We start from the raw sequence: 26,706 nt of genomic DNA, 5'->3' as shown, positions 1-26,706 counted from the left end.
ATTTGATAAAAACAGCGATTATCAATCAGAGGGCCATAAATACAATATGGCCTTCGTTTGGGCGTCCCGCCCTTCCTGAATGACCAATGGAGAACGTTATGGCTGAGATGATCAAATCAAAAGCAGCAATTGCCTGGGGCCCCGGTCAGCCACTGTCGGTTGAAGAGGTGGACGTGATGCCCCCGAAAGCAGGGGAAGTAAGGATAAAAGTGATCGCAACCGGTGTATGCCACACCGATGCGTTTACCCTCTCGGGTGAGGATCCCGAGGGCAACTTTCCAGCCATCCTTGGCCATGAAGGCGGCGGCATTGTAGAGGCGATTGGTGAAGGCGTTACCAGTGTTGCCGTCGGCGATCACGTTATTCCCCTGTATACCCCCGAATGTGGCGAGTGCAAATTCTGCCTGTCCGGCAAAACCAACCTGTGCGGGAAAATCCGCGAAACCCAGGGCAAGGGGCTGATGCCCGATGGCACCAGCCGCTTCTACAAGGACGGCCAGCCCATCTATCACTATATGGGCTGCTCGACCTTCTCCGAGTACACCGTTCTGCCGGAGATTTCGCTGGCAAAGGTCAACAAGGAAGCCCCGCTGGAAGAAGTGTGCCTGCTGGGCTGCGGCGTAACCACCGGCATGGGCGCGGTCATGAATACCGCCAAGGTGGAAGAAGGCGCTACGGTGGCCATTTTCGGTCTCGGCGGTATCGGCCTGTCTGCGATTATTGGTGCGACCATGGCCAAGGCGAGTCGGATTATCGTCATCGACATCAACAACAGCAAGTTCGACCTGGCACGACAGCTTGGTGCAACCGACTGCATCAATCCCAACGACTATGACAAGCCGATTCAGGAAGTGATCGTTGAACTGACTGACGGTGGCGTGGACTATTCCTTCGAATGCATCGGCAACGTCGATGTCATGCGGTCCGCACTGGAATGTTGCCACAAGGGATGGGGCGAGTCGGTCATTATTGGCGTTGCCGGGGCAGGCCAGGAAATTTCCACCCGCCCGTTCCAGCTCGTTACCGGCCGCGTCTGGAGAGGATCCGCCTTCGGTGGGGTCAAAGGCCGTTCCGAGCTACCCGGCATTGTTGAACGCTACCTGCAAGGTGAGTTCAAGCTGAATGATTTCATCACCCACACCATGGGCCTCGATGACATCAACGAAGCCTTTGAGTTGATGCACGAAGGCAAGAGCATTCGCAGCGTTATCCATTTCGACAAGTAATGGTGATGGCGGCCCGCCACTTCGGCGCGCCGCCCTGCAACGGAGTGTCCAATGACCCTTGAAAACCTGAGCAGTAACAAAAGTTTTGGTGGCTGGCACAAACAGTACAGCCATCCGTCCGAAAGCCTTGGCTGCGCTATGCGCTTCGCGATCTACCTGCCACCGCAGGTTGCCAACGGACAGAAAGTGCCGGTGCTTTATTGGCTTTCCGGCCTCACCTGCACAGACGAAAACTTCATGCAGAAAGCCGGCGCCCATCGCGCGGCTGCGGAACTGGGCATGGCCATCGTGGCACCGGATACCAGCCCCCGGGGCGATCACGTTGCCGACGATGAAAGCTACGATCTTGGCCAGGGGGCGGGCTTCTATGTAAACGCGACCGAAAGCCCATGGCATCCCCACTACCGCATGTACGACTATGTTCTGAATGAGCTGCCTGCACTGATCGAATCTGTTTTCCCGGTAACGAATCAACGCTCGATTGCGGGCCATTCAATGGGTGGTCATGGCGCCCTGGTTCTGGCTCTGCGCAACCCGGAGCGCTACCAGTCCGTGTCGGCCTTCAGCCCGATCAGCAACCCGGTAAACTGCCCATGGGGCAAAAAAGCCTTTACTGCCTACCTGGGCAAAGACAGCTCGCGTTGGGCCGAATACGACGCCAGCCTGCTGATCCGGGATGCAACACAGTTCGTACCGGCACTGGTCGACCAGGGGGACGCGGATAACTTCCTGACTGAGCAGCTTCAGCCAGAGGCGCTTGAGGCCGCAGCCAGCATCAGCAATTACCCGCTGGAGCTCAATTTCCGGGAGGGCTACGACCACAGCTACTTCTTTATCTCGAGCTTTATCGAGCAGCATCTGCAATTTCATGGCAGGCATCTGGGGTGCGGCTCAAAGCATTGATATCGAGACAGACTGGACGTAGGTTTTTCACAGCACAGGGGAAATTGGCTCATATCACATCGGGGGGCTGTGTTCGCTTTTGTTGAGTCTTGCCGGGGGTGCGGACTGGTCGCAAAGCGAACGTTTGTCCGCAAGCATCACTGCCTCATAGAAAGTCTGCCTGCGAGGAGCTTGAGGTAAATTCTACTTCTGATCTCCGTAGTTTTTGGGGGGGATTGCCGAGCGAGTCAAAGCGGTCCCTGCCAAACTGTGACCATTTTCCCGAATTGCTTCTGTCACAAAATCCATTAATGCATGAATCCTTACGACACCTCGAAGATCCGGGTGCACAAGCAGCCAAAGGTCATAGTTCAGTTCAGGAATAGGGTCTGATAGTTGAACGATATCAGGACAGGTTTCCGCCAGATAACATGGAAGCGCTGCCAGCCCCAGGCCTTCATTCACAGCGCTAAGTAGACCAACCAGCGTATCTACTCTGAATACGCATGCATCTGCCAGGTTTTTCTGAGCCATCCATTGTTCAAGTACGGAGTCCTGTAGTCGAGGTCCTGCACCTATCCAAGGTTGCTGGGAGAGAAAATCGATGGACTGGCCTTTGTCCAAACCCAGGTTGCGATGGCCAAATATGGCCTGACCGACAGTGGCAAGCCGCCTACCAATAAGATTCTCTGGAGGGCGGTTAACTGGCCGGATGCCAACATCGGCTTCCCTGCGTGTCAGGTTAAGCATCTCATTCGCAACTGCGACGTCCAACACTATATCCGGATAGCGATTGCGAAACTCTTTGAATAGAGGTGCCAGTAACCCCATTAATAGGGAGTCTGTCGTCGTAACCCATATTTCCCCGCTCGGCCGCAGGTCACGCCCTGCCACCTTACGCTCTGCGGAATGAGCCGCCTCATCCATGATTCTGGCAGTGTTGGCGAGCTCTTCTCCCGCCAAAGAAGGCTTGTATCCCTTGCGGCTTCTTTCAAACAGGGCAACGCCAAGCCGCCGTTCAATGTCTCCAAGTCGACGAAATACTGTTGCGTGATTTACTCCTAGTGAGCGAGCCGCACCAGACAATGAACCAGCGTTTGCTATCGCCATGACGATTTTAAAGTCATTCCAGGTAAGGTGACCGCGTGTCATTTCAAATCCCATCAGTCGAAGTCGATCTATTTCCCGTGCGTTTCTGCAAGGAAAGCATGCACGTTTATAGAATTACTTTGTCCAATCGCAAACATTAGCATAGCTACAAACGTATGAAATACAGCAGTCTTTTCGCTGTCGGTCAGAATCAGTGGTTCTGACAGGCTTGGCGGATAACCTCGAAGAGCACGAATGCTATGTATGACAATTACTGCACATTGGCCGGTCAAGTCTTCGGCCTAATCTCTCTTGTTCTCTGCGTTCTGGCATTTTCGAGCAAGCAAGACGAGCGTTTGTTTGTCCTGCTGCTCTCCGCGAACGTGGCCTTTGCACTGCAATTCGCATTCTTTGGAAGCTGGACCGCTGCGGCACTTTCCTTGCTGGTAATCGCCCGAATTTGCCTTGCACATCATTACCCTCGAAATATATCGGTGATGGCGGCTATTTTAGTCGTCAGCGGTCTGGCGTCTGTGCTTACTTGGCAGAGCTGGTCGGATTTGCCGGCAATCATCGCGATGATTCTGGGTACCGTTGGGATGTTCTTGCTCCGCGGCATCCCGATGCGGGTGTGCCTTGGCCTGGCGGCGCTGTCATGGATGGCCAGCCACATCATCGCTGGATCGGTGGGTGGCACGTTGGCTGAAGCCCTCGTGCTAGTAACCAATGCAATTACAATCTATCGCATTTACATAAAGGGGAAGCGGTATCTCGATGTGGTCGATTGACGGCTTTTGAAGGGCATCCCACCATTAAATCAAGATGTTCGTGCTCCGCATAGAACCAGAACACCACGCGCGACTTCCTGTAAAGGAAGATGTTTCTCTAGCTCGGACTGGTCGCAAAGCGAACATTCGAAGTGGTGCCCAGAGCGCCATCTTCCAGCCGTAAAAGGCCAGGGATTTCGTTGAGACCGAAACCCAGCTACTGCGCCGTTTTCACAAACTTCAGCCTATCAAACTCGCCAGTTACTACGCGTCTGTTAAGTAAAAGTATTTGAAGGCTTCTCGATCACTCTACCTTTAGATTTTGCTGGTATTGCAGCATTTGCTCCATCATCAGCTGCATTTGATCCATGCGCTCCTGCATCATCTGAATTTGTTGCTCGTTAGACAGACTACCACCATTCTTTGATTTACCGCCGCCGTTCATCATGTGCTGACCTCCCATCATGCCGTTTTGTCCACGCATCATGCCGGGGCCCATCATACCGTGATGCATAAAACCCATTTGCTCTTGCATCGCCTCCCTGTGTTCTCGCATCAATCGTTGCCGTTCTTGCGGTGAAGCTTCATCAGGAATGCGTTGCATCAGCTGGTTCATGTGAGACCAGTTCTGGTGCATCTGTTGCATTTGCTCCTGATCCATCATCATGCCAGGACCATGCCCTTGCCATGAGCCTTGATCACCATGCGCTAGCACGAATGCAGGAAAAACCAACAACGCAGCGGTTGCTGTAAGTCCTTTAAATGAAATCATAAAGTTTACCCTCGAAATAAAATTAGACGTCCACACCATCGCACTTATCATTGTAGATCTTTATCCAGACAAACGCCGATTTTGACGACTACTAGTGTAGATTAGTTATTGACCCTGTAGTGGCTACAGGGTTTTAAATTGCATCATTTGTACGAAAACCGGAGCCGAGAAAATGAGCAAACCCTGCAATGGGCAGTGTGGTAGTGAAGACTCTGTCGTAGATGACAAGTTTCAGGGACGCGCCACCGCCGAAACAGGTAGCCAGCTAAGCACCTACAAAATACCAAAAATGGATTGTCCCTCGGAAGAGCGAATGATTCGAATGGCACTGACTGGCGTTGAAAACATTCAGTCGCTGTCATTCGATTTATCGGGTCGTACATTGGAAATTATCCACCATGGAGAAACCGGTCCTATTACCAGCAAACTGGAAAACCTGGGCCTGGGTGCTTCCTTGCAGCGGACAGAAGACGCCAGCGCTGAATCCGTCAGAGCGGCTGAATCTTCTAAGGCCAACGAAAGCGAAGAATCCGGCACTTTATGGATACTGCTGGCAATCAACGGCCTGATGTTTCTGGTCGAGATGACGATGGGCCTGATCGCCCAGTCCGCTGGCCTGATTGCAGACTCGCTAGACATGCTTGCCGATGCCGCCGTCTACGGTCTCGCACTTTACGCCGTTGGGCACGGCATCAAAATGCAGGTCAGAGCGGCCCATGTGGCAGGCATCCTCCAGCTTATCCTTGCCGCTGGGGTATTGGTTGAAGTTAGCAGACGTTTTCTGTTCGGCAGTGATCCTCAGTCGTTAATGATGATGGCCGTCGCCTCTGTTGCTCTCATTGCGAATATCAGTTGCCTGCTCCTGATCGCAAAACACCGTGAAGGCGGTGCTCACATGAAAGCCAGCTGGATATTTTCAGCCAACGACGTGGTCATCAACCTGGGGGTAATACTTGCGGGGCTGCTCGTTGCCTGGACCGGGTCCAACTACCCAGATCTGATTATTGGCGGAATTGTCGGTGGCATCGTCTTGATGGGTGCCAAACGCATACTGGCACTGAAAGGCTGAACCTTTCGGGGGCAGGCGGTCGATTATCGGCTTGCCGTTGCCAATCTACGGGGAGTAAACATCAATGCACAGTGAACTGAAGCCATCCTATATTGCGGAGCTTGAGGCGACAGGCAGGGCGGAAGGCGCAGGCGATTTCCAGACAGCCTTCACCCATCTGGAACGTGCCCATATCCTCAGCCAGAAATATGCTCTGGCGCACGCTGCAACCCACTTACGGATGCTCAGACTGGGTTGGCGAACAAGAGACGTTCGTGAGGTGCTGGGGCAGTTGACCCGAACCATTGCCGCCCTGGTCTTTTCCCGAATTTGGGTTCCGGTCGGAAACACCGGTCGTGCAAACGTCAGCGCGTTTGCACCCATGCCGGTGCCCGAGGATTTGGCAGTGGTGCTTTCGGAGGCGGAGGGAAGGCGTGACTAGAATGTTCGCTTTTGTTTAGCGACTGGAGGAGCCTGATCGAAACAAGAGGGTCGAGGGTGATCATCGACCGGAGCTGGTAGCGTCTGCGGCATCCACAGGGAACCAAGGACACAAGTTACGCAACTAGATTTCAATACTCTCAGCTATCTCCAGAGCATCCTCGACCTCGACACCAAGGTACCGCACGGTGCTCGACATATTTGTGTGTCCCAACAGCAACTGGACGGCTCGGAGATTCTTGGTCTTCTTGTAGATCAATGTCGCTTTGCTGCGTCTCATTGAATGGGTTGCGTAGACTGAAGGATCTAGTCCAATGCTGGTAATCCACTTTTTGACAAGACGGGCGTATTGATGAGTCGTGATATGGTCAGACTTTCGTATCCGGCTCGGCCACAAATAATCCATACCTGAGAGTCGGCGCAACTCGATCCATGCTTCGACCGATTCGCGCGTCTTTTTTGTTATCTCAAACTGAACAGGCTGACTGGTCTTCTGCTGGATGACTTGCGCCCGATCCAGAACCTCACCGTTTCTGGAAATATCTCGAACCAATAGCTTTACCAGATCGCAGGATCGGAGTTTGCAGTCAATTGCCATGTTGAACATCGCCAGTTCGCGGATGTTCTTTGCTATCTCTAACCGAATACGGATAGCCCATATTTGTTCGAGCTTGAGCGGTAGCTTCTGGCCGACAAGCTTCCCTTTGTTCCAGGGAGCTTTGCTGATAGGAAATGTCATGACGTGGCCCTCTTTGGAGGGGAAGGGCCTTTAAGTATGGTTCAGAATATTGTTTTCTGCTGGCCAGCCAGGTCGCAAAGCGGACATTCGATAATTGGGCAGAGGCTGTCTTTTTTGAGCGTAATCTCGTAAGCGGGGCCACTAAAACGGGGGGGGGGTGTTTACACTTCTTTGGCGGCAAATTGCCTCTTTAAAAATCATAAAGCCGGCTCTATGGCCGGCTTTTTCGTTGGAAGTTGCGACTGATCATTAGCAGGTGGTGTTTCCGAAGCTGTCGGTATAGCAGTTCACACTCTCTCCTCCAATCGTTCCGGTCGTGTTTCCGAATTGATCGGTATGAAGATTTACTGAATCGCCGCCAATCGTTCCCGTTGTATTCCCAAACTCATCTGAATACGTATTGATGCTCTCGTTTCCAATCGACCCTGACGTGTTACCGAAATCATCTCGGTATGTATTGTAGGACCTCCCTTCGACAGTTCCGGATGTGTTTCCAAAGTCGTCCGTGTAGGTGTTTACTCCGCCGCCCGAGCAGTTTCCAAAATCATCACAATAAGTGCTTTGCGCCGATACGGAGCTTGCAAACATCAGGACAAGAAAGCCTAAAACGCTAACCTTCACCATTCGAAATTCTCTCTCTTTTAATTTGCTCTCAGCCAGTGTGGCTGACCGTGCTTTTTCTTTCAAAGATGTAAGGGGGTAATCAACTGCTTCGGCCGTCTATTTGGAATGGAAAATCTGGAAAATCTGGAAAATCTGGGCTGGTTCGTTGAGCAAGAGGGTAGCAGGTCACGGTCGCAAAGCGAACATTCAGCTTGGAAGATAGCGCCAGCCTAACGGGCCGATTCGTGGAATTGCACTGGAACACTCTGGTCCAGTTGACGGACTTTTTGAACTCGGAGCATCCCTTTCGCACCATCAAGCGGCAGTTAAGTTATGCCAAAGTCCGCGATCGCAGCCTGTCGAAGAACACCAACCTGTTCTACCTGTTCGCGGCGCTCAGCAACATGCGGAGTGACAGGTTCGCCGTTTTTAAGCCATTTTATGCGTCCTTCACCGCAGTAGTTCTTGTACTCTTCCGCCACGTCGGGGCGGCGGCTGCTTCGAATGCTTCTTTGGTCTTCGTGACACGCGCATGGCCCTGTTCTTCATGGAGCATCCATTGGTCGTCGCCGTAGATAATAGGCAGGTCCATGAAGGTCTTAACCCTCCATTAACCACCTCCTAGATAGTCTGTATCCCGTCGTTTACCGCAGATTTGACCGCGCCCGAATGGACTTTACCTATGTATCGCTTGCCCTGCTCGAAAGTAGTGCTGACTGCTTTATGCTGCCTGGTTATTGCAGGCTGCAGTTCGTTGTCCACGAGAACGGACTATCTCGCTCAGGCCGATTCCGAGCGTCAGAACGTCGTCTCCAAGTTTGAGATGGAGGTTGGTCTCGAAACAGCCTACCTGAATGAGCTGGTCAACAGCCATGACCTGGACGCGCTTATTGTCGAAGCGCGCGCGGCCAATCCTGATTTCCAGCAAACACGGCTTTCACTCCAAATTCTCCGTGCTCAATACCGAGCGACTCAGGCGGATCAACTCCCCGACGTCGAGGCTGGATTCGTCGCGAATAACACTGACGGTCTAGATACTGCCTACACCGGCACCGTCAGCATCAGCTGGGAGCTGGATTTGTGGTCGAAGATTTCTGATGAGGCGTCGGCTGCCGCCAGTGACGTTGCTGAACAGCTGGCTCTCTACCAAGCTGCGCGGGATACGCTCGCAGCCGAGGTCATGCAGGGCTGGTTGAAACTGGTGAATCTGAATCGCTCCGTTGCCATCGAAAAGCAACGCGCGGAGCTATTGGAAAAAAACGAACAGTGGATTCTTCAGCGTTACCGCTCGGGACTGGGTGACCTTGAAGATCTGGACAGCGCCCAAAGCTCTGCGGCCAGTGCCAGGGCGACATTGATTGCAGTTCAGGAATCCCTGCAGCAACAGCAAAGGGCGTTGAACCTGTTGCTCGGGCGAAGCCAGGCTAGCACGGTCATTTCCGCCGACTATCCGCAGGTTCTTTTACCCCTGTCCGACCTTGCAGAGCAAACATTGCAGCGTCGCCCGGACCTTAAAGCGGCCTATATGGCTATCAGGGCAAATGATTTTCGAACGTCCGTTGCCTACAAGGACATGCTGCCATCCATCAACCTGGAAACAGCGCTTAGCGAAACAGGCACATCGCCCAGTGACGCCCTATTGCGCAACCCGGTGTGGTCATTGCTCGGTCAGCTACCGCGTTGTGCCCTGGATCGACGAATTGATGGCAACGCATCCAGGTTTGAATCTCAGAGTTCAGATTACTGACACCAACGTGGACTTTTACCGGGATTCGGTCGACATGGCGCTTCGCTACGGCGCGCCCAGTGACACCAACCTGTATGGCTTCAAAATTTGCGATGTGCCGCGCCTGCTTTGCGCATCTCCTGATTACCTTTCGCGTCATGGTCGCCCCATTCATCCTGATGACCTTGAGAACCACAACGGACTGTTCTATCAGTTGCAGGACATCCCATTTGACCTCTGGACGTTCAAACGGGGAGACGAGGAATATCGAGTCAAAATGACGGGCGATCGCGCCTCAAACGATGGCGATCTGGTTCGCCGGTGGTGCGTCGCTGGTCGCGGTCTTGCGATAAAATCGTGTCTTGATATGTCGGATGATCTGCTTGCAGGCCGTGTCACCACAATCATGCCGGACTATGCGCCGCCGGTATCCGAGCTGTGGCTGATTTGTCCTACCCGACAGTCAATAACGCCGGCAATGAGGTTGTTGAGGGATGACCTGCGTGCAAAAGTAGGCGAACTGATGAATGCAATGATTGCCGGAGGCTTTTTTCCTCCGGATCGCTTGTCCGGAGGAAAAAAAGACGCCTGAAAAACAGCGGGTGCGTTATTGATGATAAGAAATTCTCATTAACGTGCAGTACACCACTGGCAGCACCACTAACGTCAATACCGTTGCAACACCCAAACCGAACACGATAACCAGCGCCATGCTCGCGAAGAAGGCATCGCTGAACAGAGGAATCATTCCCAACATGGTGGTTACGGCCGCCATAAGCACAGGTCGTACCCGGCTTACCGCGGCCTCAACCACCGCAGTGAATGCATCATCCTGCTGTTCTAACTGAATATTGATCTCCTCAACCAGCACAATGGCATTCTTCAGTACCATACCGATCAGACTCAGAGTCCCGAGCAGCGCCATGAATGTAAAAGGCGCGCCGAGCAATACCAGTCCACCAATGATTCCAATCATCATGAGAGGAACAATCATCCAGATAGACAGAGCCTGTCGGAAGCTACCGAACAACAGCATCGAAATAATGAACATCCCCAGCAGTCCAAGAGGCAGCGAGGAGAAAAGCGAAGTCTGAGCTTCGGATGAGGTCTCGTACTCTCCACCCCACTCAATCGAATAGCCGTGGGGAAGCTCCAGCGCGTCGACCTGCGGGCGGATCCTCTCCAGCACACTCGCCGCCGTCTCCCCCGACAAAGGCATGGGTTCGGCATAAACCGCCAACATCCGCTCCCTGTTTCTGCGTTTTATCAACGGATCCCGCAGTTCCGTATTGATGGCATTGATGACGTTGCCCGCGCTGACATAGCGGCCCTGCTCTTCACTCCAGACATTGATCGAGGTAAGGTTTTCGATGTCAAAACGCTGCTCCTCTCTTGACCGCATAATGATCGGAATGAGGTCGCTCCCCTCACGGTACACTCCAACCTGCTGCCCCTGATTATTCAGCAACAACGCCTGGTGCAGTGATTCGCGAGATACGCCAAGGCGCCGGGCCTGTTCTTCGAGGAACTCCGGTACGATCACGGCTTCCCGATTACCCCAGGACAAGCGCACGCTGTCGGCCAGAGGTTCATTTTCAAAAATTGCCTGCACGCGCACACCGATTTTCCGGAGTTCTTCGGGATCTTCTCCAAAGATACGAGCTTCAAGACTGGCTTTGGCTGAGGGCCCCACCTGCAAAGCCTGCACTTTGTAATGCACGTTCGGGAAGTCTGTACGCAGTTGCTCAATGACTTCCTCCATACGGGCCTCTCTCGACGCCTTATCCCGGGTCTCTACGATCAATTGGCCAAAACTGGCGTATCGCTGCTCCGGTGAATACGTCAACGTAAAACGCTGGGCTCCGCCACCGGTGACACTGGTCACCTGAACGACCTGGTCCATGTCATTCACGCGCGATTCCAGCCGCTTTACGGTCTCTTCGGTTTGCAAGATGTCGGCGCCCTCGGGCAACCAAAGGTCAACAAAGAAGAGTGGCGTTGTGGCATTCGGGAAGAAAGCATTCTTAACCTGTCCCGAGAACGATAGAACCCCAGCCAGAAGCGCGATCGCAAGTGTTAATGTCACGAAGCGATAATGAATCGCGTAGGTCAGCAGGCGGCGGAAGACGACGAAAACAATTCCCTTATAGGGGTCGTTATCGGATGACTGCCCGACACTCTCGAGCTTGTCGGGATAGAACATATCAAAGAAAAACGGGGTCAGAGTGAGTGCCGTCAGCCAGCTCAGGAAAAGCGAGTAGCACAGAACCCAGAACAGGGAGCCAATGAATTCTCCGGTGGTGTCTGGTGAAAGGCCGATAGGAGCAAAGGCCGTAATGGCAATCACGGTAGCGCCGAGCAGCGGGTACCGGTTCTGCGAGACCACTTCTTTGGCTGCCTGCCTTTTGGACTTGCCCTTGGAAAGGCCAATCATCATGCCCTCGGTGACGACGATGGCATTATCGACCAGCATCCCCAGCGCAATGATCAGCGCACCCAATGAAATCTTCTGGAGCTGAATACCGTGTATTGCCATAAGCACGAATGTACCCATGATGGTAATCAGCAGGATCAGCCCCATGAGCAGGCCACTTCGCAGCCCCATGAACAGCAAAAGCACAATAATGACAATGCCCACCGCCTGAGCAAGGTTCATGAGAAAAGCAGATACTGCCTCCTCGACTACTTCAGGCTGGTTATACACTGTGTTCAGTGTCATGCCGATGGGTTGCTGTTTTTCCAGGCGTTTCAAAGCCTCATTGAGACTCTCACCTACATCAACAACGTTGGTGCCCTCTGCAAATGACACGCCGATGGTCAAAGCAGGCAATCCGTCAGAGTGGTAAAGCAAGGCGGGTGAGTCATTGGTCACCCTGCGAACTTCGGCCAGATCGCTGAGCCGGATAATACCCGAATCAGCGCTTCCAACTGCCAGTTGCTCAAGTGCCTGAACGGAATCAAGCTGACCGGTTGGCTGAACGGATAACGACAGCCCTTCACTGCGCAGGTGGCCAGCGTTGCCCACCGTATTCTGCGCATTCAGAAGGCTTGCCAGGTATTCTGGCGAGATGCCAAGAGCACGCATACGGTCACGGTCCAGTGACACGATCATCTGCTCGTCGACACGACCACCGATACTGACTTTTGCGACGCCCTCCAACAATCGCAGTTCTCGCTGAATGAGATCCGCATGGTCACCAAGATCTTTCAGCGAGTAGCCGTCACCACGCAACGTGAGCAGCAGGCCGAAGACATCGCCAAAGTCATCGTTCACGATGGACGTGTTCACGCCTGGTGGCAGACCAGGCTGGGCATCATTAATCTTTCGCCGAAGGATATCCCAATACTGGTCTAACTCCCCTTCTCTGACCGTCTTCTTGAGTTGGACAGTAATCTGCGACAAGCCGTCCGAGTTCACCGAAGTAATGTCATCGATGCCCGGCATCTGCTGGATCGCTTTTTCCAGAGGCAGCGTAACCTCCTCCTCGACTTCAAGAGGCGTTGCTCCGGGATATTGGGTGGTCACCAAGGCGGAACGTAACGTGAACTCCGGGAATTCAAGCTGGCCAAGACCCAGAAACGCGAACATGCCCCCAACCCCAAGCAACAGCGTGACCATCCAGCTGATGGACTTCCGATCAAGAAAATAATCGACCATCTCAGAGCCCGCCCTCTTTTTCCCAGGGACGGACCGAACGATCCCTGTTCATCCGGTGAGCGCCGGCAACCACGATTCTGTCGCCCGGGCTGAGCTCTCCCCGAACAAGCACGCCATCGTTCATTTTCTTACCCGGCTCGACATCCACCGGCTCGACGCTGCCCGTGTTATCGCCATTCTCACCATCGGCAGCAGCCACGTATCGCCAAACCACGCTAGTGCCGGGTTCTGCGTCAGGTGTTACAAGCGCCGCGGTTGGTATCAGCCACGACGGGGCGCTCTCTCCAGCCAATGTGCCGTAATCAAGCAGAACGGTCGCGCTCATCCCCGAAAGCACTGTGATGTCCTCGGGTTCAGGGAGCGTTACGGTAACCTCATAACTGAGCGACCCCTGAGAGGCATTGCTGTCATGCTCTTTGTAGCTCGCGGCGTAGCGTTTATCGGGAAGCTCGGGAAACTGTACCCACGCGATAGTGTTGCCATTGGCGCGAACGTTCCTGGATCTCTGTGGTTGAAGGCGGCGGACCTGTTGTTCAGGCATCTGGAACGAGACGTCGATAGAGCCGGGCCGTTGCAGTTCGGCAATGGCCTGCTGCGCTGATACAACCTGAAAGACATCCACCGGCACCCGTGAAATGACGCCATCAAATGGCGCTTTGAGAACGGTATAGGAAAGTTGGTCCTCCGCGCTGGCCAGTTGCGCTCTGGCAGAGAGGTACTCGGCCTCGGCCTCATCGAAACGGGCCTGACTGATGGCCTGGCGCTCCAACGATATTCGCATTCGCTCGAAGGTGGCCTGTGCCAGATTGAAATTTGACCGGGCGTTTTCCAGGCGGGTTCTTGCGTCCCGATCGTCCAGGCGGGCAACGACCTCCCCTTTTTCCACAGTGTCGCCTGCTTTAACGGCCAGCTCCGTCAGCTCTCCTCCCACTCTGAAAGAGAGTTCTGAATGGTCAGACGCCGAGACTCTGCCCGGATACTGATTGAGCGTGCCTGACTGCGCCTGCTCCAGCGTCATGAGCTTTACCGGGTAGACAGTTTGCTGTGTCAGAGGGGGCGCCTCCGCCGAACATCCCATCACCAGGAGGCTCGAAAGCATTGCAAGCGCTTGTAGGCCTCTCAAGGGCATGGCGGTACTGACCATCTTGAATTTCATAACGCGTCACTCTCCAGAAAAAATTAGGTATTCCGACGATCGGCAACCGCATCCCAAGCCATATTAAACGCTAATTCGATATGCTCATCGGTACCTTCGAACGACCCTTGCAGGCATCGTTGAACGAGGTGGTAAATCGGGCGGAACATAAACGTTTCGAGAAGTGGAAAAGGTACCGGTTTGATCAGCCCGGATTGCTTTCCCTGATCAACTGCATTCAAAAGATTTGCGGCTCGGCTTTCGTTTCGTGCCTGGATCTCGGGAGTCATCCAAGCAGAATGCGTGAACGTCTCGTGGTAGCGGAATAGTTCCGGACGCTCAAGGCCGATCCGGAACAGTGTGTGCCACTGGCGTCGCAGTCCTTCACGCAGATCTTTCCCGCGAGAAAAACTGTCCAGCGCCGCATCAATGACCTGATCGCTGACGTAATAAAATGTCGCCAATAAAAGCTGTTCTTTATCTTCGTAATAGATGTACAGCGTGGCTGGTGACAAACCCGCAGCCTTGGCTATCTTGCCAACCGAGGTTGCTGAAAAACCGTGATCTGCTACTTCCCTCACGGTAGCTTCCAGGAAGGCTATTCGTTTCGAGTCGTCTCTTTGCCGCATTTGTCTGCTCAACGCTTCAAATTGGTCGGCCTAAAATAAATGAACGTTCACTTATTTTCAAACCGAAAATATAGGCGTATACCGAAGTAGGTGCCCTACTGAAGACTAAATTCCTGATCTTGCAACCTGGGGAATTGGCGCCGCGTTTGCCATCGGCTGGACACCCTGTATAGGCCCCATACTCGGGGCCATATTGGCGCTCAGCTCCACGCATGCCAATGCTGAGGCGGGCATGCTGTATCTGGCGGCGTATTCGTTGGGGTTGGCTCTTCCTTTTCTCGGAACCGCCCTGTTTATTGAACACTTTCGGCAACGAGTACGCTGGCTCAGTCGCTGGAGTAGACTGCTGAGAGCGCTTGCTGGCTTGGTGCTCGTTGTAATGGGAGTAATGGTGCTCACCGGTCGGATGACACTCTTTGCGTCGTGGATGTTGTCGACGTTTCCGGTTCTCGGAAGGCTTGGTTGAGCTTCCTACAGCCAAACTACAGGGAACGGTCCATGGCTTCATGCTCAAATACTGCGTATAAACAGGTTTCATGAACAAATGGGGCCGCTATTTCGTTAACTAATGGCTTTGCATTGCCGAACCATTGAAGCGGCTCATTGTTCTTCAGGACTGAATTAAAAACCGGTTCGCAGTGGAGGATCTTGAACGTTCGCTTTTGTTTAAAAACGGCTTAATCGTTAATGACAGAAATTCCGGGTCAACTTGGTGGGCAAAAAGCATTGAATGGCTTTTATAGTGTTCGTCCAAAGCGGACAAACTATGACTTAAAAACCAAAAGCCCCCGGACGCGTCCTGACACGCCGGGGGCCTGAACTTTCATAAAATGTCGTTATTAACTCAGGGCTTCATGACCAGATAGATCGCCCGCCCCTGCCTTACAATCCGGACCGAAACCGCCCGGTTTTCCGGCAAGTCGCGGACCACAGACCGGAAATCCTCCACAGAGCGAATCTGATGGCGGTTGATCTCGGTAATGATGTCCCTGGCACGAATACCAGCCTCAAACGCCGGGCCACGATCTACGCCGGCGACCACAACACCGCCTTCCACGCCAACTGAACGGGCAGTCTCGGGAGCCAGCGGCTCAACGGACAACCCAAGCGGTGCGCCCGCACTGTTGTCGCGGCTACCGGTGGACGGCTGGGCAGCGTCATCGCCGTCTTCCGGCAACTTGCCAATTTCCACGTCGAGGGTGATTTCATCACCACCTCGCAACACGGTCAGGCGCGCCGATTCACCCACCGGTGTACGGCCAACCATGGGCGGCAGGTCAGAGGACAACTGAACATCCTCGCCATTGTATTCCAGCACAATATCACCGGCCTCAAGGCCACCCTTTTCCGCCGGTGAATCCGGCATCACTTCGGCAATCAACGCGCCGCGGGGACGGCGCAGCCCGAAACTCTCGGCCAGATCCCGGTTCACTTCCTGAATAAGCACGCCCAACCAACCCCGGGCGACGGTACCTTTGTCACGGAGCTGGCGGAATACGTTCATGGCATCGTCAATCGGAATGGCGAACGACACTCCCATGAAGCCGCCGGAGCGGGTGTAAATCTGGGAGTTGATGCCCACCACTTCGCCTTCCAGGTTGAACAGCGGGCCACCGGAGTTACCGGGGTTAATGGCAACGTCGGTCTGGATAAACGGCACGTAGTTCTCAGATGGCAGCGAGCGGCCCAGAGCACTGACAATGCCCGCCGTCACCGTGTAGTCAAACCCGAATGGCGAGCCGATCGCGAAAACCCATTCGCCGACTTTCAGATCCCGGGAACGTCCAACGCTGACCACCGGCAGGTCTTCACCATTCTCGATTTTGAGAACCGCCATATCTGAGCGGGGATCGGTACCCACGATAGTGGCGGAAAATTCGCGGCGGTCATTCAGGCGCACAATCACTTCATCGGCACCCTCAACCACGTGATTGTTGGTCAGTACGTAACCATCCGCTGACACAATAAAGCCGGAGCCCATGCTCCTGCGCGGCTGCTGCGGCCGAGGGGAACCACCAAAAGGAGACTGCGGGCCGCGGAAGAAATCCTGAAGGAAAGGCGGCAACTGCTCCAGTTGCCTTTCATCAAAAGGGAGCCCATGGAAGCCAGAGCTCTGGCTGCCCGGATCCGTCGTAGTGCTGATATTCACCACCGCACTGGAGTTATCTTCCACCAGCTCAGTGAAATCCGGCAGGCCTCTGGCTGCGACGCCCTGGCTCCAGAATACCGACACCATGGCAGCCAGCATCAGCAGAACGCCCAGCATGGCCCCGGGCCTGGCCAGGGAAGGCATACGGGCAGCTTCTATATTTTTTTCTGGCATGTAGAACCCCCTGATTTTACTTGCGTTTATAGAGCTATTCTGGGGCTGAGGCGTGAATTTTCAACTTAAAAAACGGTAGGGATCATGGACATGTCGAGGATGGAATTGTCTTTACCCTCAACAACCGCGGCTGGTAGCGATCACCGGCCCCGGCCTGCCAACGCTGCACCAGCCAGAACCCGACGCCCAGGCCTGCCACCGCTCCGGCGATGGCGCCCAGGTCTGACCCCGCGGCCCAGGTATGCGCCATCACACTGGCAAGCACCATCAGCACCAACGGCAAACCATAAATAATCAGCGAGGCATTCAGCAGCGACTGTTCATCCAGACCGATGACCACTTCATCCCCCACCCGGGCGCCCACGGAATTATCTACCAGTACCTGATTGGCCCGGCCGCCGGATACCGCAGCCAGGGCTCGCTGCCCGCAGCCCGAGCGGGCCGAGCAACTCTGACAGGCACTGGTTCTTATCGTCTGAACCCAAACCTGATCACCCACCAGGGCCACGACTTTACCGGTTTCCGTGATCATGACCGGACAGCTCAGCTACGAAATCGTCATCCACTTCCACGGCATCTGCCACCTTTCGTGCGGTGCCCGGCGGAATTTCACCAACCACCGCTATCAGGAAGGGGCGATCAGAGACCATGACTTCGCGCATGTAGATGGTGGTTGCCCCTATACGGGAAGCGCCTGTCGGCATTTTCAGCCGCCCGACAGGCTCAACAAATACGGAAAACGCAGCCAGGCCATCGGAGAACGCCACGGCCTTGCCACTGCCCGAACGTGGTGCAGCCGCCGGCACAAAGCCCTCCGGCTGCCAGGACAAAGTCCAGCCATTCATCCGGCCAACAGATGACTCCTGTTTCCGGCCATCGTCCAGGGTACGGCTAATCTCACGACCACGGGTCTGAACCTCGAGTTCCTCGTCGGAAATATCGTCAGTGATCTCAAGATCGGTGAACTGAAAATGCTCCAGTACCTCACCGTTTACATCCCGCACCTGGCTCTTGACCAGTAGTCCCGTCTCTTTTTCCAGCCAGAGGCGGTGGCTGTAGCGATCATCATCCCGGGCCCCGAGCGCCACGATCACCACATCGTAGCCGGCGACCCGGTCTTCACCCGCCAGTTCAGGCAGATACCAGCGGCCAAACGGCATCAATTGACTGGTAAACGCTTCTGCGAACGGGCCCGAAGGTATCACCTCGTCCAGCCGGACCCTGCCCCTGTCAGGCAATACACAGACCACGTTCATGCCTTTACGGACGATTTCACCACTGCCGCCGTCCTGCATCACCAGGCGTTCCTCAACACGCCCGTTCCGGTAACGGTGGGCAATGCGCATGGAATGTACCTGATCGCCCCGGGCATAAACAAAGACCCCGCGGTACGAAGTCATGTTGAGTGCAGGGCCAAGCCGCTCCAGCCAGGCCATGGCCGCCGGGGCTTCACCGCTTTTCTTTGTCTCGCTGGCCAACTCGGCCCTCACCGGATTGATCAACAGGCACAGCAGAGCCACAAGAGCGGCAACCGCTCCGAATACCGACCTGCTGGATACCCGGTTATTCATAAACCCATGCTCCCGGTTCAATAGTTACCACTGGCGCTGACCAGGCGGGCGTAACCCACCGAGCCACGACCTGCACCCACGCTGTTGTGCTGGGCATGCTCAAGCAGGTACTGACGCATCTGGCGCAACTGGTCTTCGTCCAGCCGCTGTAGTGCCACTTCCTCAACCGCCGCCGACAGCGTTACCGCGGAGGTTGAAGGCTCAGTACTGCCGCCGGCCAGTGCCTGAACAGGTACTCCGGTGCGGGTATCCCAGCCGGCTCCAGCACCGAAGCCCACAATCAACGCCATGAACACCATGGCGGCCACCGGCCAGCGCCAGACCGACACCCTGGGCACCTCCACCGGCGACCGGGCCTGTTCTGAGCGAGCATGGCCATCGAGCGCTTCCCTCACCGCGCCGGCAACATCAATACCATCGGCAGGACCGTGCTGCTCGTGCATCAGATCACGTATCTGCTGCCATCGCTGCCACTGGCCGCGCACGTCCTCCTGGTTGCCATGTGACAACAACCGACGAACCGATAGCTCATCGGCCTCGTCATCCATCATCGAAGACAGTGTTTCTCTGAGACGCTCATCCATAGGATGCAACCTCATTCACGTTACTGACTGATCAAGGAGCGGGCCAAGGTGGCGATCCACCGAGTCCCGCGCCCGGAAAATTCTTGAGCGCACGGTACCTATGGGGCACTCCAGTATCCGGGCAATATCTTCATAACTCAGGCCATCGTATTCCCTGAGCAGGAACGCCGACCGCAGTTCCTCCGGCAGGCTGGCAATGGCTTCCGCAAGAGCTTTCTGCAACTGTTCCCTCTGCAGCAACCGCTCCGGCGAGGCCGGGTCACGCAGTCGGCCGCCATCATCAAAGTTTTCCGCATCGGTGACATCCGCCGATCCCTGGGGCCGCCTGCCGCGGGCCTCAAGGAAATTCTTGGCGGTGTTTACGGCAATCCGGTACAACCAGGTGTAAAACGCGCTGTCGCCGCGAAAGCGATCAATCGCGCGGAAGGCTTTGACAAAGGTTTCCTGAGTCAGATCCATGACTTCCTGGCTGTCGTAGACATAGCGGCTGATAATAGACGCGACCCTGGACTGGTATTTCACCACCAGCAGATCGAAGGCCGCACGATCTCCGTTCCGGACCTTGCGAACCAACTGCAGATCCGTCTGGCTGTCGGACTGCTCACCGGGTTTCCAGTCATTGTCAGGCGTCATGGACGAAGCAACAGAAAGTCCTGTTTTGGGAGCCAGTGGTCTGGCCTCGATACGAGTGGCTTGTGTCATTGGGCTGTTCCAGCGTTCGTTCACTAACCCTTGATGCAGACCGCACCCGGCTGACAGGGTTATCCGTTAGCCCAAATAGACAGCAAGCGTAAAGTTTAGTTCAATACACGTCCACATTATGGCCCGCGACCACGACTCAATGCCACAGTCCTACGAATACGATGTTCTGATCATCGGCAGCGGCGCTGCCGGCCTTACCGTTGCGCTGAATCTTCCGGAGCACTTGCGGGTTTGCGTCATCAGCAAAGCCGATATCAGCTCTGGCGCCACCCTCTGGGCCCAGGGAGGCATCGCTGCGGTTCTGGACGATACCGATTCCGTAGAGAATCACATACAGGACACCCTCAACGCGGGCGGCGGTCTGTGCCACGAAGACGCGGTCCGCTTTACCGTGGAACACAGCAAGGAAAGCATCAAGTGGCTGATCGACTCCGGCGTGAAGTTCACCCGGCAGGATGACGGAGAGGACTACCACCTGACCCGAGAAGGTGGCCATAGCCATCGCCGGATTATCCACGCCGCCGATGCCACCGGCCACGCGGTTTCCACCACCCTGGCGAGCCAGGCCCAGGCCAGGCCGAATATTGACCTGAAAGCCGGCCGGGTGGCTGTGGATCTGATTACCAACCGCAAGCTTGCGCTTCCCGGCAACCGTTGCGTCGGCGCCTACATCCTGAATCTCGAAGACAATCATGTGGAACTGTTTCGAGCCAGGTTCACCGTCATCGCTACCGGCGGCGCCTCCAAGGCGTATCGCTATACCACCAATCCGGACGGCGCTTCGGGAGACGGAATTGCCATGGCCTGGCGGGCGGGGTGCCGTGTTGCCAACATGGAGTTCAACCAGTTCCACCCCACCTGCCTGTACCACCCGCACGCCAAGTCCTTCCTGATTACCGAGGCGGTTCGGGGCGAAGGTGGCGTGCTCAGGCTGCCGGATGGCAGTCGATTTATGGACCGGTTTGATGAACGGGCGGAACTCGCGCCCCGGGACATTGTTGCCCGGGCCATTGACCATGAGATGAAGCGCCTGGGTGCAGACCACCTGTTCCTGGATATCAGCCATAAGCCGGCCGACTTCATCAAACAGCACTTCCCGACCATTTACGAAAAGTGTCTAAGCTTCGGGATCGACATTACCCGCGAACCCATCCCCGTGGTGCCTGCTGCCCATTATACCTGCGGCGGAATTGTCAGTGATGAACGGGCGCGCACCGACATCAACCAGCTCTATGTCGTTGGCGAAGCCGCCTTCACCGGCCTGCACGGCGCCAACCGCATGGCCAGTAACTCGTTGCTGGAATGTCTCGTATATGGCCGGGCCGCGGCTCAGGACATCACCCGCAGGGAGGCTGACATACCGCCACCACCGTCAGCCCCGGACTGGGACGAGAGCCAGGTGCGGGACTCCGACGAAGACGTCATCATCTCCCATAACTGGGACGAGCTTCGGCACTTTATGTGGGACTATGTCGGCATTGTCCGAACGACCAAACGCCTGCAGCGGGCGAAACACCGGGTTGACCTGCTGTCCCGTGAAATCGGCGAGTTTTACAGTAACTACCGGGTCTCCAATGACCTGATCGAACTGCGCAACCTGGTCACAGTCTCCGACCTCATCATCTGCTCGGCACTGCAACGCAAGGAAAGCCGTGGCCTGCATTACACACTGGATTATCCGGGCCTGCTGAATGACGCCCAGGATACCGTGCTGGTGCCGACGACTTACCGCACCCTGTCTCCCTGAGACCGGGCCTTACTCCGTTTCCAAAGGCAGAATCCGTTATGTCCGAAACCAATACTTCTCAGGATCACACCGAATTTCATCGCCTGTGGTGGCACAGCCGCCGCGGCATGCTGGAACTGGACGTTCTGCTGCTCCCGTTCCTTGAAGAGGTATACCGGGATCTTTCAGCGGAAGACCAGGCCCGTTACCGCAAGCTGTTAAGTTGCGAGGATACGGACATGTTCGAGTGGTTCATGCAGCGCAGCAAGCCGGAGGACCCGGATCTTCGTCACATCGTTGACATGATCCTGAACCGTGTCCAACCCGATTGAACTGAACCTGTCGCCCTCCAGGGCCGCGGGTATTTGCGCCAGCCTGCCCTGGCTGGCGCTGTCTGCTGTACTACTGGCAATCAGCCTGTCCATCACCCCGCTGGCACTGGTGTTGTTACCGGTTTCCCTGCTTCTGGGCTGGCAGGAATTCCGTCGTTGTGGCCGGCTCCGTGGAGCCAATGCCATTATCAGCCTGACCACTGACGACCGGCATCTTCGATGCCAGTTGGCCAATGGCCAGGAAGTTACCGTCAGAGTTTGCGGCTGCAGCTCGCTCGGTGCATCCTTTCTGGTCTTGAAAGTAGAGTCCGTTGTCACCAGATCAGACACCATGACCGCGATCCTGCTCAGTCCATCCCGGCTATGTCGTGGCAATGTTTCCGAACAGGCATTCCGTCGGCTGCGCATGTGGCTCCTTGCAGGGCCAGCAGCTATTTCACGGTGAACCCCCGATTCCATCCGGAGTTTTCGATGACTAACGCCAATACCGAAACGCCAGCCAATCCCACTTACGAGGGTTGGGCTCATCTGACCGACCGGGTTCTGGCCAGAATCAGCGGGCCGGGTACCAACAAGTTTGTCCAGGGCCAGTTCAGCCAGAGTGTGGACGAAGTCACTGCCGGACAGTCGCTCAGGGCAGCAGCCTGCACCCCGAAGGGCAGGGCCTACTGCATTACGCGACTGGTCCGGGATGGCGAAGACTTGCTGCTCAGCCTCGAGCGGGAGACCGCCGACGACACCCTTCAGCACCTGAACAAGTATCTGATGCTGTTCCGGGGCACATCCCTTGGCGTTCTTGACTCGGGCCGGATCACCGGTCTACTGGGGATCGAGACCGCCCGACAGGTTGCCGGCGCGGCCACAGACGAACTGACCCGCCCCGGTCAGGTGTTAAGTACCGATAACGGGTACCTGATTCGTGTCGAAGATGACAGCAACCACCTCGCTCGCTTCGAACTCTGGCAAACCGATGCCCAGCCTGCGTTGCCGCCCACCTCCGAACTGCCTATGCCGACCTGGCAGGCCTCGGAGATCAGCGCCGGCGTACCCTGGCTGACCGCTGCGACCCGGGAAGCCTATGTTCCCCAGATGCTCAACCTTCAGCACCTGCAAGGCATTCACTTCAAGAAAGGCTGTTACACCGGACAGGAAGTGATTGCGCGGATGCATTTCCTCGGCCAGTTAAAGAAAAGCCTGTTCCGGGTCGCCTTCTCCGGCACTGACGTCGCCCCGGCAGCCGGTACCCGCCTGATCGCCGATGACAGTGCCGTGGGCGAGGTGGTTAACTCAGTACTGACTGGCGAGCAGCAGGGGGAAATGCTGGCGGTGATCCGACATGACGCGGCCAGCAAGCACCTGGGCGTAGACGGTTATGAGGGCCTGCAACTTGAGGTGCGGCCGATACCCTATCCGGTCCCTGAACGAGAGAAAGCCGAACAGCCGGATACATAAGTTGACAGGAAATACCGGAAAAATTTGCTATAAATTAAAACACATACCGGTTTTATCCCCGTACGCGGGATGCCTCCAGACAAGTGGAACCTAACTGACCATGGCCAATATTGTTGAAACCATCAAGTCTGACCTGACGGCTGCCATTGAAAACGACAAGCTGGTACTTCCAACCCTGCCTGAGGTAGCGCTTCAGGTACGGGAGATTGCCGAGTCCGAAGACTCTGCCATTGCTGATCTGGTTAAGGTCATCAGCAACGATACCGCGCTCTCGGCGCGTATCATCCGGGTGTGCAACAGCCCGCTGTTTCGCGGCAGTCGCGCCATCGAGAACCTGAACATGGCGGTCAGCCGGCTGGGTATGGCTTACACCAGTAATCTGGCCATGGGGCTGGCGATGGAACAGATGTTCCAGGCCACGTCAGATATGATCGACAAGCGCCTGCGCGCCACCTGGCAGACCAGCACCGAAGTGGCGGGCGTGTGCCATGTTCTGGCGCAACATTACACCCGCCTGAAGGCGGATCAGGCAACGCTGGCTGGCCTGGTGCACCTGATCGGTATTCTGCCGATTCTGCGTTATGTGGAGGATCAGGATATCCAGATCAGCAGCATCATGCTGGACAATGTGATTGATGAGCTGCACCCGCGTATTGGCTCTATGATTCTGAAAAAATGGGATTTTCCAAAGGAACTGCAGAATGTGCCTCTGGAATACGCCAACTTCCAGCGTGAGGTGCCGGCAGCGGATTATGCCGATCTGGTCATGGTGGCCAACCTGCAGCTGGTTGCCGGGAGCGATCATCCCTGGAACGAGATGGACTGGACGAAGATTTCTGCGTTCGATCGGCTGGGACTGGATCCGAATGTCGATATGAGCGAGGAAGAGGATCTGAATGCGCAGATGGAAGCAGCTATGGCGCTGCTTCAATAGGTTCCGGCTTTCTTCGGGAGTCTGCCGACCGCCTTCGTCAGCGCGTCACTTTTTATACTTGGCAATCAACGCAGCTTTGCTTGGCAAAGCCCAATCAACGGAGGGCCTGCCCTGCTCCCTCAGCCATTCGTTAGCCTTCGAGAAATGCCGGCAACCAAAGAATCCACGGTAGGCACTGAGCGGTGACGGGTGTGGGCCATCCAGAACCAGGTGGCGGTTCCGGTCAATGTGCTGGCCCTTTTTCTTGGCGTAGCTGCCCCACAACAGGAACACCACGTTGTCGCGCTCCCGGTTGATAACTTCGATCACCTTGTCGGTAAACTGCTCCCAACCCTTGCCTTGATGGGCTCCGGCATTGCTCTGCTCGACCGTGAGGACACTGTTGAGCAGTAGCACGCCTTGCTCTGCCCACGGCTGTAGACAGCCGTGATCCGGTGGCGCGATACCCAGGTCGGTTTCGATTTCCTTGAAGATATTGACCAGGGACGGTGGTGGCGGAACCTGAGGGCGCACGGAAAAGCACAAACCATGGGCCTGGCCGGGGCCGTGGTAGGGGTCCTGGCCAAGAATCACTACGTTTACGTTCGCCAGCGGTGTGCTGTTGAGGGCATTGAAGCAGTGGGTGCTGGGGGGATACAGAACCTTGCCGGCCTGTTCCTCGGCGGCGAGGAATTCGGCCAGTTGCCGCATGTAGGGCTGGCGGAACTCATCCGCCAGCCAGTGGTCCCAGCCGCGGCCGGGCCTCAGTTGTTGAGCCAGTGCCTCGGCAGGGTGCATGGGCTTACTCGCTTTCCGGTTTCTGTTCGGCCTTGTGCTCCGGGCGCATGGCCGGGAACAGGATAACGTCGCGGATGGATGGCGAGTTGGTCAGCAGCATGGCCAGGCGGTCGATGCCGATACCTTCACCGGCGGTAGGCGGCAAACCGTATTCGAGGGCCATGACATAGTCGTCATCGTAGAACATGGCTTCGTCGTCGCCGGCGTCTTTCTCAGCCACCTGGGCCTGGAAGCGTTCGGCCTGGTCTTCGGCATCGTTAAGCTCAGAGAAGCCATTGGCAATCTCGCGACCGCCCACGAAGAACTCGAAGCGCTCGGTCACAAACGGATCGCTGTCTTTGCAGCGGGCCAGGGGCGACACTTCTTTCGGGTACTCGGTGATGAATGTCGGCTGGGTGAGGCGATGCTCGGCGGTGGCTTCGAAGATTTCGATCTGCACCTTGCCCAGGCCCCAGATGTCTTTCACGTGGATACCCAGGTTCTTGGCCACTTCTCGGGCCTGTGCGTCGTCAGCCAGTTGCTCACGGGTGATGTCCGGGTTGTAGCGCAGGATGGCGTCGACCACAGTGAGGCGCTCAAACGGCTTGCCGAAATCGTATTCGATGGTCTCTTCGCTACCGTCTTTCAGCACCCGTGTGTTGATTACGGTGGTGGTACCCAGCACCTTCTGAGTGATGGTACGCAGCATGTCTTCGGTCAGGTCCATCAGGTCGTTGTAATCGGCGTAGGCCTGGTAGAATTCGACCATGGTGAACTCGGGGTTGTGCCGGGTGGACAGCCCTTCGTTGCGGAAGTTGCGGTTGATTTCGAACACACGCTCAAAGCCGCCGACCACCAAGCGCTTGAGGAACAGTTCCGGCGCAATGCGCAGATACATATCGATGCCCAGAGCGTTGTGATGGGTCACGAACGGACGGGCGGTGGCGCCACCCGGAATCACCTGCAACATGGGGGTTTCCACCTCCATGAAATCGCGCTCGGCGAAGTACTGGCGCATGGCGTTGATGATCTTCGACCGGGCATGGAACACACGGCGGCTGTCCTCGTTCACCATCAGGTCCACGTACCGGTGCCGATAGCGGGCTTCGGTGTCGGTCAGCCCCTTGTGCTTCTCCGGCAGCGGGCGCAGTGACTTGGTCAGCAGTACGTATTCGTCCATGGTCACATACAGGTCGCCCTTGCCGGATTTCGACAGAGTGCCACGCACGCCCACGATGTCGCCCATATCCCAGTGCTTGGTGTCTTTCTGGACGTCCTTGGAGGCATAGATCTGGATGCGGCCGGTCATATCCTGAACCACTTTGAACGCCTTGCGGTCGAGCATCATGCGGCCAGCAATGGCCACCTTGATGCCCAAACCTTCCAGCTCTTCCTTGGATTTATCACCGTACTTCGCCTGCAGTTCGGCGGCGGTGGCATCGCGACGGAAGTCATTCGGGAACGGATTGCCCTGCTCGCGCAGCGCAGCCAGTTTGGCGCGACGCTCGGCAATCAGCTTGTTATCCTCATGCTGTGCGGCGTTCTGGGTCTGTTCAGTCATCTTGGCTCACTAAAGAAGTCGGAATGGTCCGGTTTGGTTTGGATGGCGCC

At 55.8% G+C, this 26,706-nt stretch carries 25 protein-coding genes and 2 pseudogenes; 14 read left to right on the top strand and 13 right to left on the bottom strand.

What is annotated here, in order from left to right; all coding sequences use genetic code 11:
* Window positions 1-107: 107 nt before the first annotated feature.
* Together MARHY_RS04670 and fghA are read left to right on the top strand one after the other, a co-directional pair.
* Window positions 108-1,226, top strand: coding sequence for an S-(hydroxymethyl)glutathione dehydrogenase/class III alcohol dehydrogenase (locus MARHY_RS04670; RefSeq protein ID WP_228703062.1), 1,119 nt, complete (start codon window positions 108-110; stop codon window positions 1,224-1,226).
* Window positions 1,227-1,277: 51 nt separating this feature from the next.
* Window positions 1,278-2,129 (top strand): S-formylglutathione hydrolase, encoded by an 852-nt coding sequence (gene fghA, locus MARHY_RS04665; protein ID WP_014420767.1) that lies wholly within the window; start codon window positions 1,278-1,280, stop codon window positions 2,127-2,129.
* A 183-nt stretch (window positions 2,130-2,312) separates the two neighbouring features.
* On the opposite strand, the gene MARHY_RS04660 is transcribed toward fghA, so the two are convergent.
* A complete protein-coding gene (locus MARHY_RS04660) occupies window positions 2,313-3,260 on the bottom strand; it encodes a LysR family transcriptional regulator (RefSeq protein ID WP_226374399.1) in 948 nt (315 codons plus the stop codon).
* Window positions 3,261-3,457: 197 nt separating this feature from the next.
* On the opposite strand from MARHY_RS04660, the gene MARHY_RS04655 reads away from it, so the two are divergent.
* Window positions 3,458-3,985: a YgjV family protein gene (locus MARHY_RS04655; RefSeq protein WP_014420765.1), complete on the top strand. Its 528-nt coding sequence runs from the start codon at window positions 3,458-3,460 to the stop codon at window positions 3,983-3,985.
* A 283-nt stretch (window positions 3,986-4,268) separates the two neighbouring features.
* Here the strand turns inward: MARHY_RS04655 and MARHY_RS04650 are convergent, their stop codons facing one another.
* Window positions 4,269-4,736, bottom strand: coding sequence for a hypothetical protein (locus tag MARHY_RS04650; RefSeq protein ID WP_041343552.1), 468 nt, complete (start codon window positions 4,734-4,736; stop codon window positions 4,269-4,271).
* A 172-nt stretch (window positions 4,737-4,908) separates the two neighbouring features.
* Between MARHY_RS04650 and MARHY_RS04645 the strand changes: the two genes are divergently transcribed.
* Both MARHY_RS04645 and MARHY_RS04640 read left to right on the top strand, forming a co-directional pair.
* Window positions 4,909-5,805, top strand: coding sequence for a cation efflux transmembrane domain-containing protein (locus MARHY_RS04645; RefSeq protein WP_014420764.1), 897 nt, complete (start codon window positions 4,909-4,911; stop codon window positions 5,803-5,805).
* Window positions 5,806-5,869: 64 nt separating this feature from the next.
* Window positions 5,870-6,226, top strand: coding sequence for a DUF3703 domain-containing protein (locus tag MARHY_RS04640; protein ID WP_014420763.1), 357 nt, complete (start codon window positions 5,870-5,872; stop codon window positions 6,224-6,226).
* A 123-nt stretch (window positions 6,227-6,349) separates the two neighbouring features.
* On the opposite strand, the gene MARHY_RS04635 is transcribed toward MARHY_RS04640, so the two are convergent.
* Window positions 6,350-6,964: a tyrosine-type recombinase/integrase gene (locus tag MARHY_RS04635; protein WP_014420762.1), complete on the bottom strand. Its 615-nt coding sequence runs from the start codon at window positions 6,962-6,964 to the stop codon at window positions 6,350-6,352.
* Window positions 6,965-7,863: 899 nt separating this feature from the next.
* Between MARHY_RS04635 and MARHY_RS19070 the strand changes: the two are divergent.
* The 3 genes and pseudogenes from MARHY_RS19070 to MARHY_RS04625 all read left to right on the top strand — a co-directional run.
* A pseudogene (locus tag MARHY_RS19070) lies at window positions 7,864-7,974 on the top strand (IS5/IS1182 family transposase); the annotation flags it as partial.
* A gap of 275 nt (window positions 7,975-8,249) precedes the next feature.
* Window positions 8,250-9,314, top strand: a complete 1,065-nt coding sequence (locus MARHY_RS04630) for a TolC family protein (protein ID WP_014420759.1) — start codon at window positions 8,250-8,252, stop codon at window positions 9,312-9,314.
* On the top strand, window positions 9,271-9,885 hold the full coding sequence (locus tag MARHY_RS04625) for a substrate binding domain-containing protein (protein ID WP_227716182.1): 615 nt from the start codon (window positions 9,271-9,273) through the stop codon (window positions 9,883-9,885). Before MARHY_RS04630 ends, MARHY_RS04625 begins: the two co-directional genes overlap by 44 nt.
* Before the next feature lie 15 nt (window positions 9,886-9,900).
* On the opposite strand, the gene MARHY_RS04620 is transcribed toward MARHY_RS04625, so the two are convergent.
* Genes MARHY_RS04620 through MARHY_RS04610 form a run of 3 tightly spaced genes read right to left on the bottom strand, consistent with a single transcriptional unit; the run spans window position 9,901 to window position 14,667 of the window.
* Window positions 9,901-12,951 carry an efflux RND transporter permease subunit gene (locus MARHY_RS04620; protein WP_014420757.1) on the bottom strand — a complete coding sequence of 1,017 codons (3,051 nt, stop codon included), beginning with the start codon at window positions 12,949-12,951 and terminating at the stop codon, window positions 9,901-9,903.
* 1 nt (window position 12,952) lies between these two features.
* Window positions 12,953-14,107 carry an efflux RND transporter periplasmic adaptor subunit gene (locus MARHY_RS04615; protein WP_008172291.1) on the bottom strand — a complete coding sequence of 385 codons (1,155 nt, stop codon included), beginning with the start codon at window positions 14,105-14,107 and terminating at the stop codon, window positions 12,953-12,955.
* Window positions 14,108-14,130: 23 nt separating this feature from the next.
* The gene (locus MARHY_RS04610) at window positions 14,131-14,667 is read right to left on the bottom strand and encodes a TetR/AcrR family transcriptional regulator (RefSeq protein ID WP_014420756.1); all 537 of its coding nucleotides are present in this window, start codon (window positions 14,665-14,667) and stop codon (window positions 14,131-14,133) included.
* Window positions 14,668-14,851: 184 nt separating this feature from the next.
* Here MARHY_RS04610 and MARHY_RS18470 point away from each other — a divergent pair.
* A pseudogene (locus MARHY_RS18470) lies at window positions 14,852-15,181 on the top strand (cytochrome c biogenesis CcdA family protein); the annotation flags it as partial.
* Between the two features lie 378 nt (window positions 15,182-15,559).
* Here MARHY_RS18470 and MARHY_RS04605 read toward each other — a convergent pair.
* The 5 genes from MARHY_RS04605 to rpoE form a co-directional block, all read right to left on the bottom strand.
* A complete protein-coding gene (locus tag MARHY_RS04605; RefSeq protein ID WP_014420755.1) occupies window positions 15,560-17,008 on the bottom strand; it encodes a DegQ family serine endoprotease in 1,449 nt (482 codons plus the stop codon).
* A 112-nt stretch (window positions 17,009-17,120) separates the two neighbouring features.
* On the bottom strand, window positions 17,121-17,570 hold the full coding sequence (locus MARHY_RS04600; RefSeq protein WP_014420754.1) for a SoxR reducing system RseC family protein: 450 nt from the start codon (window positions 17,568-17,570) through the stop codon (window positions 17,121-17,123).
* Complete coding sequence (locus MARHY_RS04595; RefSeq protein WP_041654584.1) at window positions 17,551-18,609, bottom strand: MucB/RseB C-terminal domain-containing protein; 1,059 nt, start codon at window positions 18,607-18,609, stop codon at window positions 17,551-17,553. The genes MARHY_RS04600 and MARHY_RS04595 overlap by 20 nt, the downstream gene beginning before the upstream one ends.
* Window positions 18,610-18,626: 17 nt before the next feature.
* Window positions 18,627-19,193, bottom strand: a complete 567-nt coding sequence (locus MARHY_RS04590) for a sigma-E factor negative regulatory protein (protein WP_014420752.1) — start codon at window positions 19,191-19,193, stop codon at window positions 18,627-18,629.
* 15 nt (window positions 19,194-19,208) lie between these two features.
* Entirely contained in the window at window positions 19,209-19,826 is a 618-nt protein-coding gene (gene rpoE / locus MARHY_RS04585) for an RNA polymerase sigma factor RpoE (protein ID WP_023008839.1), read from the bottom strand.
* Window positions 19,827-20,034: 208 nt separating this feature from the next.
* Here rpoE and nadB point away from each other — a divergent pair, with 208 nt between their 5' ends.
* The 5 genes from nadB to MARHY_RS04560 all read left to right on the top strand — a co-directional run bounded on the left by nadB (window position 20,035) and on the right by MARHY_RS04560 (window position 24,339).
* A complete protein-coding gene (gene nadB, locus MARHY_RS04580) occupies window positions 20,035-21,642 on the top strand; it encodes an L-aspartate oxidase (protein ID WP_181861274.1) in 1,608 nt (535 codons plus the stop codon).
* Between the two features lie 38 nt (window positions 21,643-21,680).
* Complete coding sequence (locus tag MARHY_RS04575) at window positions 21,681-21,953, top strand: FAD assembly factor SdhE (RefSeq protein ID WP_011785730.1); 273 nt, start codon at window positions 21,681-21,683, stop codon at window positions 21,951-21,953.
* Window positions 21,937-22,398: a hypothetical protein gene (locus MARHY_RS04570; RefSeq protein ID WP_014420750.1), complete on the top strand. Its 462-nt coding sequence runs from the start codon at window positions 21,937-21,939 to the stop codon at window positions 22,396-22,398. The genes MARHY_RS04575 and MARHY_RS04570 overlap by 17 nt, the downstream gene beginning before the upstream one ends.
* A gap of 26 nt (window positions 22,399-22,424) precedes the next feature.
* Window positions 22,425-23,405: a CAF17-like 4Fe-4S cluster assembly/insertion protein YgfZ gene (ygfZ, locus tag MARHY_RS04565; RefSeq protein WP_014420749.1), complete on the top strand. Its 981-nt coding sequence runs from the start codon at window positions 22,425-22,427 to the stop codon at window positions 23,403-23,405.
* 100 nt (window positions 23,406-23,505) lie between these two features.
* Entirely contained in the window at window positions 23,506-24,339 is an 834-nt protein-coding gene (locus MARHY_RS04560) for an HDOD domain-containing protein (RefSeq protein WP_014420748.1), read from the top strand.
* Between the two features lie 45 nt (window positions 24,340-24,384).
* Here MARHY_RS04560 and ung read toward each other — a convergent pair whose 3' ends face one another.
* Window positions 24,385-25,116 carry a uracil-DNA glycosylase gene (ung, locus tag MARHY_RS04555; RefSeq protein WP_014420747.1) on the bottom strand — a complete coding sequence of 244 codons (732 nt, stop codon included), beginning with the start codon at window positions 25,114-25,116 and terminating at the stop codon, window positions 24,385-24,387.
* Window positions 25,117-25,120: 4 nt separating this feature from the next.
* Entirely contained in the window at window positions 25,121-26,656 is a 1,536-nt protein-coding gene (gene lysS / locus MARHY_RS04550; RefSeq protein ID WP_014420746.1) for a lysine--tRNA ligase, read from the bottom strand.
* Window positions 26,657-26,706 lie beyond the last annotated feature (50 nt).

It is taken from the genome of Marinobacter nauticus ATCC 49840 (assembly GCF_000284615.1).
GTDB lineage: Bacteria > Pseudomonadota > Gammaproteobacteria > Pseudomonadales > Oleiphilaceae > Marinobacter > Marinobacter nauticus.
Note: the sequence above shows the minus strand (reverse complement) of the source record. Positions and strands in the feature narration are given on the sequence as shown.